The 14,920-nt window shown below is 43.5% G+C and carries 16 protein-coding genes and 1 tRNA gene; 6 read left to right on the top strand and 11 right to left on the bottom strand.

From position 1 onward, the window contains the following. Positions 1-8: 8 nt before the first annotated feature. Positions 9-752, bottom strand: a complete 744-nt coding sequence (locus A8C56_RS14440) for a YoaK family protein (protein ID WP_067762067.1) — start codon at positions 750-752, stop codon at positions 9-11. Positions 753-842: 90 nt separating this feature from the next. Between A8C56_RS14440 and A8C56_RS14435 the strand changes: the two genes are divergently transcribed. Then, positions 843-1,076: a hypothetical protein gene (locus A8C56_RS14435; protein ID WP_157097993.1), complete on the top strand. Its 234-nt coding sequence runs from the start codon at positions 843-845 to the stop codon at positions 1,074-1,076. 95 nt (positions 1,077-1,171) lie between these two features. Here A8C56_RS14435 and A8C56_RS14430 read toward each other — a convergent pair whose 3' ends face one another. The 6 genes from A8C56_RS14430 to A8C56_RS14405 form a co-directional block, all read right to left on the bottom strand. Then, entirely contained in the window at positions 1,172-1,510 is a 339-nt protein-coding gene (locus tag A8C56_RS14430) for a zinc ribbon domain-containing protein YjdM (protein ID WP_067757384.1), read from the bottom strand. Positions 1,511-1,908: 398 nt separating this feature from the next. Next, the gene (locus tag A8C56_RS14425) at positions 1,909-2,889 is read right to left on the bottom strand and encodes an alpha/beta hydrolase (RefSeq protein WP_067757381.1); all 981 of its coding nucleotides are present in this window, start codon (positions 2,887-2,889) and stop codon (positions 1,909-1,911) included. 51 nt (positions 2,890-2,940) lie between these two features. After that, complete coding sequence (locus tag A8C56_RS14420; protein ID WP_067757378.1) at positions 2,941-3,636, bottom strand: type 1 glutamine amidotransferase domain-containing protein; 696 nt, start codon at positions 3,634-3,636, stop codon at positions 2,941-2,943. Between the two features lie 126 nt (positions 3,637-3,762). Next, entirely contained in the window at positions 3,763-4,698 is a 936-nt protein-coding gene (locus A8C56_RS14415) for a helix-turn-helix domain-containing protein (RefSeq protein WP_067762065.1), read from the bottom strand. Positions 4,699-4,714: 16 nt separating this feature from the next. Further along, the gene (locus A8C56_RS14410) at positions 4,715-5,653 is read right to left on the bottom strand and encodes an NAD-dependent epimerase/dehydratase family protein (protein ID WP_067757375.1); all 939 of its coding nucleotides are present in this window, start codon (positions 5,651-5,653) and stop codon (positions 4,715-4,717) included. Positions 5,654-6,070: 417 nt separating this feature from the next. After that, positions 6,071-6,147 (bottom strand) — tRNA-Pro (locus A8C56_RS14405). Positions 6,148-6,324: 177 nt separating this feature from the next. Between A8C56_RS14405 and A8C56_RS14400 the strand changes: the two genes are divergently transcribed. Next, positions 6,325-6,573: a nuclear transport factor 2 family protein gene (locus A8C56_RS14400; protein ID WP_157097992.1), complete on the top strand. Its 249-nt coding sequence runs from the start codon at positions 6,325-6,327 to the stop codon at positions 6,571-6,573. 212 nt (positions 6,574-6,785) lie between these two features. On the opposite strand, the gene A8C56_RS14390 is transcribed toward A8C56_RS14400, so the two are convergent. The 3 genes from A8C56_RS14390 to ung all read right to left on the bottom strand — a co-directional run bounded on the left by A8C56_RS14390 (position 6,786) and on the right by ung (position 9,553). Next, complete coding sequence (locus A8C56_RS14390; protein ID WP_067757367.1) at positions 6,786-7,598, bottom strand: TerC family protein; 813 nt, start codon at positions 7,596-7,598, stop codon at positions 6,786-6,788. A gap of 13 nt (positions 7,599-7,611) precedes the next feature. Beyond that, positions 7,612-8,652: a quinone-dependent dihydroorotate dehydrogenase gene (locus A8C56_RS14385; protein WP_067757364.1), complete on the bottom strand. Its 1,041-nt coding sequence runs from the start codon at positions 8,650-8,652 to the stop codon at positions 7,612-7,614. Between the two features lie 223 nt (positions 8,653-8,875). After that, positions 8,876-9,553, bottom strand: a complete 678-nt coding sequence (gene ung / locus A8C56_RS14380; RefSeq protein WP_067757362.1) for a uracil-DNA glycosylase — start codon at positions 9,551-9,553, stop codon at positions 8,876-8,878. Positions 9,554-10,010: 457 nt separating this feature from the next. Between ung and A8C56_RS14370 the strand changes: the two genes are divergently transcribed. Together A8C56_RS14370 and A8C56_RS14365 are read left to right on the top strand one after the other, a co-directional pair. Next, positions 10,011-10,934 carry a DnaJ C-terminal domain-containing protein gene (locus tag A8C56_RS14370; RefSeq protein WP_067757356.1) on the top strand — a complete coding sequence of 308 codons (924 nt, stop codon included), beginning with the start codon at positions 10,011-10,013 and terminating at the stop codon, positions 10,932-10,934. Positions 10,935-10,940: 6 nt separating this feature from the next. Then, the gene (locus tag A8C56_RS14365) at positions 10,941-11,225 is read left to right on the top strand and encodes a chaperone modulator CbpM (RefSeq protein WP_067757353.1); all 285 of its coding nucleotides are present in this window, start codon (positions 10,941-10,943) and stop codon (positions 11,223-11,225) included. A 7-nt stretch (positions 11,226-11,232) separates the two neighbouring features. Here the strand turns inward: A8C56_RS14365 and A8C56_RS14360 are convergent, their stop codons facing one another. Beyond that, positions 11,233-11,700, bottom strand: coding sequence for a hypothetical protein (locus A8C56_RS14360; protein ID WP_067757351.1), 468 nt, complete (start codon positions 11,698-11,700; stop codon positions 11,233-11,235). Between the two features lie 305 nt (positions 11,701-12,005). Between A8C56_RS14360 and A8C56_RS14355 the strand changes: the two genes are divergently transcribed. Beyond that, a complete protein-coding gene (locus A8C56_RS14355) occupies positions 12,006-13,856 on the top strand; it encodes a M1 family metallopeptidase (protein WP_067757348.1) in 1,851 nt (616 codons plus the stop codon). A 173-nt stretch (positions 13,857-14,029) separates the two neighbouring features. Further along, positions 14,030-14,914, top strand: coding sequence for a helix-turn-helix domain-containing protein (locus A8C56_RS14350; protein ID WP_067757346.1), 885 nt, complete (start codon positions 14,030-14,032; stop codon positions 14,912-14,914). Positions 14,915-14,920 lie beyond the last annotated feature (6 nt).

Here is a 14,920-nt window from a genome sequence, read left to right as displayed (position 1 = left end):
GCTATCGTTTATTTACCGGAATGGATCTTCAGATCGGGAAAATTTTTCCTCAGCAATAAAAGCCGGTACCGGACGTCACTGTAAATGATGCCTACAAACAGGCAGCCCGCAGCCAGGTACAGAATACCGGTATTGTATTTAATATAGCCGATACCGCCTGCAATACACCCCAAGAAGAAGAAACTGATGATTGCAAAACGTAATTTTATGGACGCATTCAGTTTCTTTTTTTGCTCCGGCTTGCGGTAAAAGAATAGCTGGGAAAGCTCAATGCCCAGGTCAGTAAACAGCCCTGTAAGATGCGTAGTGCGCACCACCGCATTGGAAATACGGGTTACCAGCGCGTTTTGCAGTCCCATGGCAAATAAAAGCGTACAGGCGATGATGTACGCATGCTTTTGCGCAACGCCGGTACCTGACAGCGCAACGCCCGTAAGCAGCAGTATTTCAGTAAACACAGGTATTGCATTGGCATAACGCTGGTTGCGCTTTATTGTAATTTCAACAATGGTGCTGGAAACAAAAGCCCCTGAAAGAAAAGATATAATGTAGATCAGGAACACCCATGTAGCAGCTGCATCTTTTTTAACAACTCCATCTGCAAAATAGGCAAAATGCCCTGTAATATTAGTGGTAAGCACCTGTACCGCAAAGAACCCGGCTACATTTACAATGCCTGCAACAAAAGATAAGAGTGATGCCAGTTTGAGATTGTGCACCAGCCGCCTGCTTTTTCCCTTATGCCTGAACATATCTGAATATAAGATTTCTGAATGCAAAGATACTGATTGGTTCCGCTGTACAAGTGCGCCTGTTAGGTTGGGTAAGATTAAAGGATAGGTTTGTCATTGAGCGTTCCCGCAGGTGTTGAGGGCAATAATAATAATGCCGATAAGCAGCAGGGAGGCAAAAAGGATTATTTTCTTTCTGACCTGGAAATTGAATTGCGGATCATCCATCTGCTATTTGTTAAAGGTGCTGTTGTTCTTCTTCTGGAAGATAAAAGTAAAGGTATTTTTAATTTTTATCCATTTCCTGTGGCGCGCCGCTTCATCAGGCTTATTCCTTCAGTATAGCAGCCATTGGGTCAGCCCGGCAGAACTTTTACTCGCCAGGAAAATGAATCCGCCTGATGGGGTGTATATGCAAATCGGATTCACGGCGGATCAGATCAGGCTTTCTTCACAAATTCTGATTTGAGCGCCATAGCTCCGAAACCGTCAATCTTACAGTCAATATTATGATCGCCATCCACAAGGCGGATATTTTTTACTTTGGTTCCCGCTTTTATACTTTGGGAAGCGCCCTTCACCGGCAGGTTTTTTATGGTTATAACGGTGTCGCCGTTTTGAAGTATATTCCCGTTGCAATCCTTCACCACAAGCGCATCTTCATTTGTATCATTGTCTTCCGGGTTCCATTCATGTCCGCATTCAGGGCAAACCAGCAGGTTATCCATCTGGTAGGTATATAGGGATTTGCATAATGGGCATGGCGCCAGTTCCGTCATTTTCTTATTATTTTTTGAGGCTGCAAAAGTAAGGATATTGCCCGCAAAATCTGAATGAGGAACGTAGCTTATGCGCTTTTATTTCATTTAATATTAATAAAGGAGCAATTAATAAACAATGGTTTATAGAAAGCCTGAAAATAATACAACGCAGCAGCAAAAAGACCTGTTGCGTTGTAAAAGGGTTGGGATGATTGCTGGGTTTTTAATATGAAAAGACCATATTCACAAAGGCCTTCGGCTGTTTTTCTTGAGGAGGCCTTTATACGATAAGAGCTGCGTAGAGAGCATGGTCATAACCGTACCTTGATACTTTGTTTATATGGCCTTAAACTGACCTGGACCTGTTAATATTTTAATGTTTGTAGTCAGGAGTAACTGATACATGAATTCAGATGTTAAGAAAACAATGCTTTGCGTAACCCTAATGCCGCTTCCTTTATTGAGAATTTGACAGCTTCAATGTGATCTAACGGATTTAACAGGCCGTAATCATGAATAAGCCCGTTGCAGGTTTGAATGGTTACGGGCACACCTGCTTCATCTAATTTGCGGGCATAAGCTAATCCCTCATCAAAAAGAATATCATTTTCCGCCAGCTGTACCAAAGCCGGCGGCAGGCCTTTCAGCTTTTCCGATGATGCCTGCAATGGTGACGCGTAATATTCTTTTCTTTTGCCTGTATCGGGTAAATAATGATTCCACATCCATTTCATCATTCCTGCAGTCAAAAATCGCCCTTCTGCGTATTGCTGCCAGGATGCACGGGTGAAATCAGCATCTGTTACAGGCCATAAAAGCAATTGGAATTTTATAGCCGGTCCGCCTTTATCTTTTGCCATCAGGCAGGTTACGGCAGCCATATTGCCACCCACACTGTTTCCGGCAATGGCTAAATTTGATCCATCCACACCTATTGCTGCACCGTTTGCTGCTACCCATTTTGTAACTGCGTAAATTTCATTGATAGCTGTTGGAAATTTTGCTTCAGGAGACCGGGTATAGTCTACAAAAACCGCTGCTGTACCGCTGTTCACCACTAAATCCCTCACGAGTCTTCTGTGCGTCGGATAATCTCCCAAAACCCAGCCGCCACCGTGAATAAAAAGAAACACCGGCAGCACTGTATCTTTTGCCTCTTCCGGTTTTACGATTACGGTTTTCACAGTAATGCCATCCTGTACGATTTCTTTTTCTTTTTCGGTTATACCGGAAGTATCAACTTTTACAGATTTTTGGGCGCTTTCCAGCACTTTTCTTGCTTCATCGGGCTCCATTTCCTCCATTGGCTTTCCGCCACTGCTATTCAGTTCTTTCAGAAATGCTCTGATTCCTGTTAATATTTGCGGATCTTTTTCCGCCGGGATAATTTGAGGCATAATAAAATTTTTTGTGATGAATGTTGAATAAATGACCTGCTCTGCGTCATTTTAATAATATTGTTTTTCAAGTTCCCTGATAACCACCTTTGCCATTTCTTTTGAGCTGAAAGGATTTTGCCCTGTGATCAGATTGCCGTCCACCACTACGTTTGAAGTCATAGGTATAAACGCTTTTTTCAGATCAGCTCCACGTTCCTTAATGGCTGCCTCCAGGTTAAAAGGAACCTCTCTTTTTCGCCTTGCTATCGCTTCTTCAAACCAGTCAAAGCCGGTCATTGATTTTCCCCTGATCAAATATTCACCATCGGGGAGTTTCACATTCAGCAATCCGCCTACACCATGGCAAATAGCTGCTACCATTTTTCCTTTCCCGTATTGATTGCTGATGATCGCTTGCAGCGTGGCATCATCCGGAAAATCGTACATTGTAGCGTGCCCGCCTGCCAGATACACACAATCAAAAGCATCGTTCTTTACGGCCTCCAGACTTCCGGAATGGTTCAGCTCATCCATAAAAGCCGGATTTTCGTAATAATCCCTTGAAATTTTATCCAAAACCAAAGGTTTCAGGCTTTCCGGGTCAATGGGTACTTTTCCACCTTTAGGGCTTGCAATGGTAATGCCCCAGCCTTTTTCTTTTGCACTGTGATATATATGGGTCAGTTCGCTCAGCCACAAACCGGTTTTCAGCCTGCCGCTTGCATACATAGCTACGTTGGTTACTATTAGCAGGAGCTCTTTCATTGTTGATGAATTTGTTATTGATCAGTAGCAAAATTCGTGTCAAAAATAGCAGGCTCCGGTAGCCCGATCAATGAAGTTTGTAACAAAATCTCTGTTTAAGATTTCATTTTTCTTCGGATGAATTTTTCAGTTAAATGAAGCCCGGAATTCTAACGGCGAAACCGAGGTACGGTTTTTGAACAAACGATGAAAAGATTGCGGATGCTCAAAGCCAAGGTGATAAGCAATCTCAGATACAGACATTCCTGTGGTGGATAAAAGTTCTTTTCCTTTCTCAATTAACCGGTTTTGAATGTGCTGTTGAGTGGTCTGGCCGGTTTGTACCCGTAACATATCACTGAGGTAATTGGGGCTTAAATGCAATGCATTGGCCACAAAATGGACGGTAGGAATGCCATATACAACCAATTGATCATTTTTAAAATAATTATCCAGCAGGGCTTCCAGCTTTGTAAGTAAATCGCTGCTGGCTTTTTTTCTGGTAAGAAACTGCCGGTTATAAAAGCGGTCGCAATATTTCAACAACAGGTCAATATTGGACACCAGCAGATCCTGTGTAAATGCATCCATATTGGCATCGGTTTCCCGGCTGATATTTTCTATAATATCCATTATGGATTTTTCTTCCTTTTCTGAAAGATGAAGCGCTTCATTGCTTGCATATGAAAAATAGCCATAGGTTTTGATTTGCGATGCCAAAGGGTAGCCCTGAAAAAAATCAGGGTGCATAACCAGTACGAACCCCTTCACGCCGTTCAGGAGAACATCTTCAAACTGTAATACCTGATGCGGAGCAATAAAGTACATAACCCCTTCGTCAAAATCATAATACTGCTGACCGTATTTACATTTACCGCCTGCACAATCTTTCTTTAAGGCAACTACATAAAAATCCGTTGTTATTGCACTGAGAATAGTTTCCGGCTCCAGTTTTACATTATCAAAGTTAAATACGCTGATCAGCGGATTGGATGGTTTTTTCAATCCCAAAAACTGATGCAATGCACTTATGGATGAAACTTTTTCCGGGGCTTTCATATTTTTATTTTCATATTTATCCATCACTAAATTACTATTTTTAATTTTGTATGGAAAGCTGCCCATTCTTGATCTGTTCGATCCCTGTCCTGTAAGTTGTTACCTCGAAATCAGGAAAACGCCTTTTAAATTTTGAATCGTCAAATACATTGTCATGCTCATATCTCGGAAGTAATTCCTGCAGCTCTTTTATGCGGTGATTGAATTTTGCACCGATCTTAAAAACAAATTTTGGCACAACGGCGTATTTCAATTTCTGGCCGTAAATTTCTGAAGCCAATGCAATAAATTGGCTGTAGGTGGGATGCGTTTCATCAACAGGAAGATGCCAGGTTTGACCAAAAGCATCGGGTGTGTTCCCGATTAATGCGGTGGCCCGGCTTGCATCGGGCGTCCAGATCAGGCTTCTCTTTTTATCGGCGCTTAATGGAACTTTCAGTTTTTTGCCTTCTTTGATGTTGTTAAAAATCAAGGTATTGGTAATACTTTGCGTTTTGCCGGGACCGTAAAATTCAGGAGCCCGGCAAATCACCGCTTCCAGTTCGCCCGACTGCATTTCCTTTAAAATCATTTCTGCCATCTCTTTTCTTACCTTGCCTTTCCTTCCTACAGGAGCGAAAAAGGTATTTTCTGTAAGCACCCGGCCATCCTGGGGATACATATAGGTATTGTCAAAAAACACCAGTTTTGTTCCATTGATTTTACAGGCATCCATCACATTTCTCGTAATGAGCGGGAACTGTTTTTCCCACAGATCCGAACTGATCGGAAGCCCTAAAGTGAAATAAGCGATCTCGCTGTCTTTCACCGCTTCAATAGCTTTTTCACGAACAGACAGATCCGCAGGAAAGACCGTGTCGGTATCATTTACCTTTTTTGCCCTTCTGCTTACAATCCTGATGGCGGAAGTGAAATTACGTTTTAACGCTTTTGCCAACTCTTCACCAATCTGCCCATTGGCTCCTAGTATCGTTTGCATATGTTTACTGTTTAATTGTTGATAAAGTTTTTGGCATACATGAATTTTTCAGGATCAAAAAATGCCGCTGTTTTTTAGTAGGGCAAAGTTCAGAAGGAATACCAAAATAGCTGTATCCTGATCAGTGGAAGTTGTAACAGAATCTCTGTTGAGAAAGCTCCTTCGGTTAGAGCATCTGCCCCATCAAAACCCTGGAAGTAAAAAAAAAATGATGAGGTACAAGACATTGCTTCATATACGGTTAGGTCCAGATCCTGGTTAATTTTTTGCCCGGAATAAAAGCCCCGGCAGTGCCCGGTTACGCTATAAAATGAATGTTAATGATGGAAAACCTTGTTTACCGGGCGTTATCTTACAAAAACTAAGCATTGATAAATCAAATGGCGCTATGTAAAGGCACATGACGCCATTTGATGTTGGTCGGGATGACTGGATTCGAACCAGCGGCCTCTTCGTCCCGAACGAAGCGCGCTACCGGGCTGCGCTACATCCCGAATTGGAATAAAAGGGCGCGCAATATAAAAAAGATTTTTCATTCCGCGATAACTTTTATGCTGCTTAACCAACAGGCAGGCCAGTGGAATTTTGCCGTTCTTTTTAGTCTACCCGCCGGTAATAACCGCCTTGCAGCCTAAAAAGGTTTACCCGCAGCAATTGAGTAAATTAGGTTTGTGCAAAAACAGGTTATGGGAGACGAAGCAATCATTAATGAAAAACTGGAGAAAATGAGCGCAATTTTCAGGGAGCCTACTCCTGAATTGTTCCGGGAACTTTTTACAGAAGATTGTGATTATATTACTTTCAATGGCCGGCATCTCAAAGGGATAGAAGAGAATCTCAGAGCGCATCAGCAGCTTGCAGGCCTCCGGTTATTCCGCGGTGCAGAGCTGCTGTGGGAAAGCCGGCAGATCAGGTGCTGAACCCCGATACGGCTGTAACTATTGTAACCGGAGGAATAAAGTTCCGCTGGCAAAAAAAACTGTCGAAACGCCGCCGCTCCATTAATACCAATGTGTTTGTTCGCCGGCAGAATGGCGACTGGAAGCTGGCTTCATTTCAAAACAGCAGGATTCAGCCACCCGGCTTTTTACAAGATAAAACAAAAGCTAAACGCGGAAGCAAGTATAGGAGCTTATTTTTTTTCCTCCTGGCCCGGCAAAACAGGGCCTTTTAAATGCACTGCATTCTTTTGCTGTTTTCTGCGCATGAACAGGTTCAGGAGCTCTACAATAAAAGAAAAGGCCATTGCAAAATAGATGTAATTCTTTAAGTGCAGCTCATGGGCCATATCTGCATTCCAGCCTTCAACAATAAGGCTTACCCCGATCATGACCAGAAAAGACAGCGCCAGCATTTTTACAGTGGGGTGCTGCATAATAAAGCTGGATATTCTGGCACTGAACAGGAACATGACAAACATGGCTACAATTACGGCCGCAATCATGATTTCAAGATGCTTTGCAGTACCTCCTGCGGTGATGACACTGTCGAATGAAAATACGGCGTCAATGATAAGGATCTGACCAATGGCCTGCCCAAAGCTGAGTTGCGGCTGATTTTTTGTTGTTGCTGCCGGATCTTCCCCCTCCAGCTTATGGTGAATTTCCTTTACGGATTTATAAATAAGGAACAGGCCGCCTGCCAGCATTACAATACTGGCAAGATCAAACCCCTTGCCGAACCAGGATTCGGGAATGATGTATTTGCCTTTCTGGCTCAGCAGCCAGCTCAGCGCAGCCAGCAACAGGCAGCGGGTAATAATGCCGGTAAACATCCAGGTACGGCGCGCTTTTTTCTGGAGGTCTTTCGGAAGGCGATTTAAGATAATGCTGACAAATATAACGTTGTCAATACCGAGAACAATTTCAAGGATGGCGAGGATCAGGAAACTGATCAGCGACTCCATAGAAAAGATTTCGGAGGTGGAAATAAATAAAAGATGCATAAGGTTTTTTGGTTTATAAGTCTTTGCAGATGTTCTTTACAATTGTTGGGCCTTCATAAATGAAACCGGTCCATATCTGAACCAGTGATGCACCCGCATCCAGTTTTTCCCGGGCATCAAGTCCTGTAAAAATTCCACCTGATCCTATAATGGGGATCTGGTGGTTGGTTTGTTCCGTAATGTACCGGATCAGCGCAGTGCTCCTGGATTGCAACGGTTTACCGCTCAGCCCGCCTGCACCAATCTCGGTTAATGTTGTAACCGGTGTCTGCAGGTGGCTGCGGTCAATTGTGGTATTTGAAACCACCAGTCCATCCAGTTTTATTTCAAGCGCCAGTGCAATAACATCATCAACCTGTGATTGGGTAAGATCCGGCGCTATTTTTAAAAGGATGGGTTTGGCAAAAGCCTTTCCGTTATTGATCATTTCCAGGTTCAGCAATATTTTTCTGAGTGCCTCCTTATCCTGCAGTTCCCGGAGCCCCGGTGTATTAGGGCTGCTGACATTTACTACAAAATAGTCTACAAAATGATGTAGCTTATTAAAGCAGATCGCATAATCCTGCCAGGCATTTTCATTTGGTGTGTTCTTGTTTTTGCCAATATTCCCTCCAATGATGAGCGGATAGGGATTTTTACTGCCGGCTGTTTGCTCCCTCCAGGCTTCCAGGCGCCGCGCTATCTGTTCGGCTCCGTCATTATTAAACCCCATCCGGTTGATCAGGGCCTTATCTGCCGGAAGCCGGAAGAGGCGTGGCTTTCCGTTACCTTCCTGTGCCAGGGGAGTAACCGTGCCTATTTCCACGAATCCGAAGCCCAGCGCTTCCAGCTCGTTTAAAAAAACGGCGTTTTTATCAAAACCTGCACCAAGGCCAACCGGGTTTTTAAATTTCAGATTCAAAAAATGGGTTTCTTTTAAAGGTGGTTCTGTAAATGAACGGACCAGGTTTTTACCGGCTCTGGTTTTTGTAAACAACTGCAGGTTACGCATAGCCATATAATGAGCACGTTCAGGATCAAAATTGAAATAAAATTTGCGTAACAGCTGGTACATATAACGCAAATATACTTCATGAAAGGAAAGGGGCAAAGAGAAGAAGGGTTTCAGGTTAGCTGGTAGTTAGCAAATGGCAAGTAGCAAGTAGGTTGATGGTTCATGGTCAATAGTTCATGGTTGATCCTGGTAAGTGGGGAATATCAGGCAGGAGTTTTGCCCCCTGTTCTGATAACTACATGCTGATAACTAATAACTGATAACTGAAGATTATCAGTTGATCTCAATCCTCAATCCTCCAGTCAATCGGGTCAATACCATGCGCCACCAGGTATTCATTGGTTCTTGAAAAGGGTTTGCTTTTAAAGAAGCCATTATTGGCGGATAACGGAGAAGGGTGCGCGGATTTGATAATGCAATGTTTGGAAGCATCGATCAGCGCCGCTTTTTCCTGGGCGAATTTTCCCCATAGAATAAATACAACATGTTCCTTGTCTTCCGACACTTTTTTTATGACCGCATCGGTAAAGATCGCCCAGCCGATTTTTGCATGGCTCATGGGCTCACCGGCGCGTACGGTCAATGAAGCATTGAGCATAAAAACCCCCTGCTGTGCCCATTTGGTCAGGTCGCCGGTACGGGGAACGGGCACTCCCAGGTCGTCATGCAATTCTTTATAAATATTAACCAAAGACGGCGGTGGCGGTACGCCCTTCTGAACAGAAAAGCAAAGACCATGGGCCTGCCCGGGTCCATGATAGGGGTCCTGCCCCAGTAACAATACTTTTACTTTATTAAATGGAGTGGTATTAAAGGCGTTGAAAATATTTTTTCCGGCAGGATAAATAATTTTTCCGGCCTGTTTTTCTGTCTTCAGGTGATGTACAAGCGATTCAAAATAAGGTTTTTTGAATTCGGCCTCCAGCTCTTTCTTCCATGATGGTTCAATTGCTACCTCCATTTATTTCAACTTTTGAGTAAAAATAATTACATTGAGCAGAACGGCCAACATTTATTAGCAATTGCTACAGGCTGGTTTAGAGAACGGTAGATATTTGTATTTTTTTCAAATATTAAAAAAATAAGAATTTAACAGGAACAGTATTGCCCTGCATGCTTTTTCAATTATTTTTATCGGCACTAAACCACATCAAATGAATCCTTATATTCTGTTTCCTGTAGTTTGGATTGTTGCAAACGGTGTTTATTCGGTCGTTATGTATCTCTTCATGAAAGATCGTTTGTATAAAGAAAAATATGCAATTATTCTTAAAACATCCCTGATCAGTTTATGGGTGATTTCATTTGTAAGCATTGCGCTTATACTGCTTTTTCTTGTTAAGTAAATAACCCGGAATCAGGAACTCTGTTGGAAATTATTGATTTAAGTATTAACTTGACACATATTTTTTGAACAGATGGATTACATAGATTATTATAAGATTCTTGGTGTTAATAAGGATGCAACAGCAGAGGATATAAAAAAAGCATACAGGAAACTGGCCCGGAAACATCATCCGGATCTGAACCCCAATGATAAAGAAGCTGTCAAGCTGTTTCAGCAGATCAATGAAGCGCATGAAGTACTGAGCGATCCGGAAAAACGGAAGAAATACGACCAGTATGGGGCAGACTGGAAGCATGCAGACCAGTTTGAGGAAGCAAAGAGGCAGCAGCAGGCTTCCGGATATTCCGGCGGCGGCAATCCTTTTAGCGGCAGAGAGCACTATGCATTTAACACTGACGATGGAGGCGATTTTTCTGACTTCTTTGCCTCTATGTTTGGCAGCGGAGGCGATGGCGGAAGGCGGCGCCAGACAAAATTCAAGGGCCAGGATTACCGGGCTGCTTTACAGATCAATTTATCTGAAGCCTATAAAACGCATCAGCAAACCTTTACGGTCAATGGTAAGAACATCCGCATAACCGTTCCTGCCGGAATTGAGAACAGGCAGGAAATAAAGATTGCCGGATACGGCGCACCAGGAGTGAACGGTGGCCCTAACGGAGATCTTTATATTACGTTCGATATCCATAATGATACTCCCTTTGTACGTAAGGACAATGACCTGTACCTGGATGTGCCTTTAGACCTGTATAAAGCCGTTCTGGGCGGAAATGAAACGATTGATACAATGAGCGGCAAAGTAAAACTGACGATCGCCCCTGAAACGCAGAACGGCACAAAGGTACGGCTGAAGGGGAAAGGCTTTCCTGTATATAAAAAAGATGACGTATTTGGTGATCTGTATGTAACCTACCAGATCCGGCTGCCCCGGAACCTTACAGAAAAGGAAAAAGAATTGTTTAAAGAGCTGGCCAGGGAGGCTGAAAAGAAATAATGAATTATGGAAACTGCAAATCAGATATCAATAGAAGAATGTTGCTCCTATTACAGTATTGAAGCCTCTTTTATCCGTTCCCTGGATGAATACGGGCTTATTGAATTAAAACAGGAACAGGACGCTTACTTTATCAGCTTTGAGCAACTGGCCGATTTGGAGAAATACATGCACATGCATTATGATATGGATATTAATATGGAAGGGCTGGAAGCCATAACGCACCTGCTGAACAGGATACATGCGTTGCAGCATGAGATAAAACGATTGCGCAATGAGCTGGGCCGGTAAGTATTACCTATTCTTTTCCGCAACCGGTTTTCTTATAAATCATTCCGTTGAACTGTACCTTTAAAGGATCTTTCAATAATGCGCTATCACCTTTTGTATATTCATCGCCGGTGCCCATGATCAGCTGTTCTTCTTCCTGTTTAAAGTAAATCTGGCGGACACTGGATTTACCCTCAGACTGAAAGTCATAAAAGAGCTTTAAAGTATCCCCGCTAAAAATACCGTGGATAGTACCCGCGCTTTTATCTTTTTCAAAATAATTGAAACGCATTGTTCCGTTGATCGTATCGTTATTTCTGGTATAGCGCAGATCAAAAGTATCGCGGTTTAAAGCCAGCTGAAAACAGGCCTTTCCAGCCTTTTCGGTAGTACTGTTGCCGGTGGCGGTATCGCTTTTTGATTCATTTTTTGCTGTATTACTGTTTTTGCAACTGAATAAAAAAGTGCAACAGGCAATGATAACAAACGTTTTCATATTTAAAAATGATTTTTGTGCGTGTAAAAATCGCAAAATAATTTATAACGCACTCCTTCAGGTAATTTTTTATAATCCTGCGGTTCCCCTGTAAGCTGTTGTTATAAAACCTGTTATGCCTGCCCGGGCGGGGATACGTGCTGCATTGAATTAACAGGAACGGGTAATGTATGGTATTGACAGTTTTGAAGGAAAGATATTATAGCACCCACAACCCGTTGTTCCTTTATTAAGGCCATTATTCCTTTCTGGCCTTTCCTGTTTCATTTTTTTAATTACTTTCCGGCGAAAATCAATTTTTTAATATGCGTACGCTTAAGTGTTTCTTGATCTTATCATCCTTGTTCCTGGTTGCAGCGGCAGAAGGGCAGGATTGTTACTGGCAGCAACAGGTAAAATATGTGATGAACATAAATATGGATGTAACCACCAACCGGTTTACGGGCAGGCAGCAACTGGAATACTGGAATAACTCTCCGGACACTTTAGACCGTGTATTTTATCATTTATACTGGAACGCGTTTCAGCCGGGAAGCATGATGGATGAGCGCAGTAAAAGGCAGGGCACCATTCTCATAGGTGATAAACCGGACTGGGATGCGCGGGTAACAGACCGGATCAGCAAGCTGAAACCTGATGAAATAGGGTACCAGAAGGTACAGTCGCTCACCATGAATGGGGTGCCGCAGCCCTATGAAGTGCAGGGAACCCTATTGATTGTAAAGCTAACCCAACCCATTTTGCCAAAGCAAAAGGTAACCTTTAACATGAATTTTGAAGCGCAGGTACCCTTGCAGATCAGAAGAAGCGGCAGGGATAACCCCGATACCAAAGTACGGTACTCCATGAGCCAGTGGTACCCTAAAATGTGCGAGTACGATCGTCAGGGCTGGCACCCTACACCTTATGTGGCACGTGAGTTTTATGGTGTTTGGGGCGATTTTGAAGTGAATATTACCATCGATAAGCATTATATCCTGGGAGGAACGGGCTATTTAATAAATGCCAACCAGGTTGGCTATGGGTATGAGGAGGCCGGTGTAAAAGTAAACCGTCCTGCCGGCGACAAGTTGACCTGGAAATTTTCAGCGCCCCGGGTACATGATTTTATGTGGGCGGCTGATCCGGAATTTATTCATAAAACAAAAAAGATAAGAAAAGATCTTACTTTTCACCTCTTATATAAAGCAGCCAAATCGACCCCGGAAGAATGGGAGAAGATCCTTACGAATGCAGCAAAAGCATTGCCTTATATTGAAAAAACATTTGGGCCCTATCCTTATAAGCAATATTCCTTTATAACCGGTGGCGATGGAGGCATGGAATATCCTATGGCTACCCTGTTAGCAGGCCCTGGCGCCTGGCTGCATGAATGGATGCATGAATGGTTTTACGGCAGGCTGGCCACCAATGAAAGTATGTATCCCTGGATGGATGAAGGCAGTGCCAACTATGCAGATGCAAGAATCTCCAACTGGTTAAACGGGGATACGGCAGCTTTTCCGCAGGCAGCCTCCTATAAAAGCTATTTTAGTATTGTAAAGAGCCGGATGGAAGAGCCCCTGAGCACGCATGCTGATCATTATAATACCAACAGGGCCTATACAATAGGCAGTTATGCCAAAGGCGCCATCTTCCTGGAACAACTGGGCTATATTATTGGCGCGGGGGTAAGAGACAGGGTATTCCTCAACTATTATGACCAGTGGAAATTCAAACACCCTGATGCGGACGCTTTTATACGGGTGGCTGAAAAGACAAGCGGTACAAAATTGGACTGGTACAAGGAATTCTGGATCAACAGCACTAAAACGATCGACTATGCCATTGACAGCCTTTGGGAAGAAGGCGGTAAAACACAGATCCGTTTGCGTGATGACGGCCTGATGCCGATGCCGGTAGATTTTGTAATTACTTTTAAGGATGGATCAACAGAAATGCATACTATTCCGCTGGATCTTATGTACAATGTCAAGCCCAGGGAAAATGATCCCTATTCCAAATGGGTCACTCATAAGCCCTGGCCCTGGACCAATAAATATTACACCCTTTCCACAGACCACCGGCTGACAGATATACAGGTAGGAGAAATTGACCCATCGCAGCGCATGGCAGATGTGAACCGGGCAAATAATAAAATTGAATTAAAGTATTAGCCGGCTCCTTTTGAAGCGGCGATCAGGGGCTTTTTTATTGACAGAATGTTTGTTCAAAGGATGGTATTTTTTACCAGGAACCCTCTTCAATTAGCAAGATCAGTAAAAAGTACCATAAATAACCACTTTTAGTCCGGGACAGGAACGGCTTCCGGTTTACCTTTGCGCAGCAAATGGGCAGCACAAAGAAAATACCTGTTTACTCCATCCGGAGCCTGCAACCGGAAGCATTACAGCGGTCCGATTTCCTGGCAGCTCCTTTTGCATTGTACCTGGAACAGCACTATGAGCACCTGCACCGGCCGCACCGGCATTCTTTTTACCATATGGTACTTTTTACCTCCGGAAAAGGAACGCATACGGTAGATTTTAGCCGTTTTGAAGTACAGCCGTTTCAGGTGTACTGTATGACTCCGGGGCAGGTGCACAGCTGGCATTTTACATCAGCGGTCACTGGTTATGTGGTTAATTTTTCGGAGCATTTTTTCAGGGATTTCCTATTGAACCCCTATTACCCGGAGCGTTTTTCTTTTTTCAGCGGCGTAGTTGATGAGTGTGTGTTCCGGTTGCCTGAGGCATTACATACCAGAATAGTCCGGCTGCTGGAAGACGTGATCCGGTATGCCGGAGGAGAAGCTCCGCAGCAGGATATGGTGCGTGTATGGCTGCTGGAAGTTTTTCTGCTCATGGAAAACGGGCTCACCAGGCGAAGCACAAAAGCAATTCCTGAACAAAAAAAAGTACTTTTGCAGCATTTACGCCGGTTGATCGACTCAAATTATAAATTAATGCGGCTGCCAAAGGAATATGCAGATTTATTGTACGTCACCCCCAACCACCTGAACGCGTTGTGCCGGGACCTGCTGGGCATGACGGCCGGTGAGCTCATCCGCAACAGGGTGCTGCTGGAGGCAAAACGCTTGCTGACCAATGTGAATATGACCGTAGCAGAGATCGCTTATGAGCTGGATTTTCAGGACAATTCCTATTTTAACCGCTTTTTTAAAAAGTACGAGGGGATAACGCCTGATGCATTCAGAAATAACTTTTTAAAATGAACAGAT

It is taken from the genome of Niabella ginsenosidivorans (assembly GCF_001654455.1).
In the GTDB taxonomy this organism is placed as follows: Bacteria; Bacteroidota; Bacteroidia; order Chitinophagales; family Chitinophagaceae; genus Niabella; species Niabella ginsenosidivorans.
This window is presented reverse-complemented; position numbering and strand designations above follow the sequence as displayed.

Excerpts from the sequence above, each read along its gene's own strand:
- A8C56_RS14440 (WP_067762067.1), bottom strand. The coding sequence starts at position 752 with ATGTTCAGGCATAAGGGAAAAAGCAGGCGGCTGGTGCACAATCTCAAA.
- A8C56_RS14430 (WP_067757384.1), bottom strand. The coding sequence starts at position 1,510 with ATGACGGAACTGGCGCCATGCCCATTATGCAAATCCCTATATACCTAC.
- A8C56_RS14425 (WP_067757381.1), bottom strand. The coding sequence starts at position 2,889 with ATGCCTCAAATTATCCCGGCGGAAAAAGATCCGCAAATATTAACAGGA.
- A8C56_RS14420 (WP_067757378.1), bottom strand. The coding sequence starts at position 3,636 with ATGAAAGAGCTCCTGCTAATAGTAACCAACGTAGCTATGTATGCAAGC.
- A8C56_RS14415 (WP_067762065.1), bottom strand. The coding sequence starts at position 4,698 with ATGGATAAATATGAAAATAAAAATATGAAAGCCCCGGAAAAAGTTTCA.
- A8C56_RS14410 (WP_067757375.1), bottom strand. The coding sequence starts at position 5,653 with ATGCAAACGATACTAGGAGCCAATGGGCAGATTGGTGAAGAGTTGGCA.
- A8C56_RS14390 (WP_067757367.1), bottom strand. The coding sequence starts at position 7,598 with ATGCATCTTTTATTTATTTCCACCTCCGAAATCTTTTCTATGGAGTCG.
- A8C56_RS14385 (WP_067757364.1), bottom strand. The coding sequence starts at position 8,652 with ATGTACCAGCTGTTACGCAAATTTTATTTCAATTTTGATCCTGAACGT.
- ung (WP_067757362.1), bottom strand. The coding sequence starts at position 9,553 with ATGGAGGTAGCAATTGAACCATCATGGAAGAAAGAGCTGGAGGCCGAA.
- A8C56_RS14370 (WP_067757356.1), top strand. The coding sequence starts at position 10,011 with ATGGATTACATAGATTATTATAAGATTCTTGGTGTTAATAAGGATGCA.
- A8C56_RS14365 (WP_067757353.1), top strand. The coding sequence starts at position 10,941 with ATGGAAACTGCAAATCAGATATCAATAGAAGAATGTTGCTCCTATTAC.
- A8C56_RS14360 (WP_067757351.1), bottom strand. The coding sequence starts at position 11,700 with ATGAAAACGTTTGTTATCATTGCCTGTTGCACTTTTTTATTCAGTTGC.
- A8C56_RS14355 (WP_067757348.1), top strand. The coding sequence starts at position 12,006 with ATGCGTACGCTTAAGTGTTTCTTGATCTTATCATCCTTGTTCCTGGTT.
- A8C56_RS14350 (WP_067757346.1), top strand. The coding sequence starts at position 14,030 with ATGGGCAGCACAAAGAAAATACCTGTTTACTCCATCCGGAGCCTGCAA.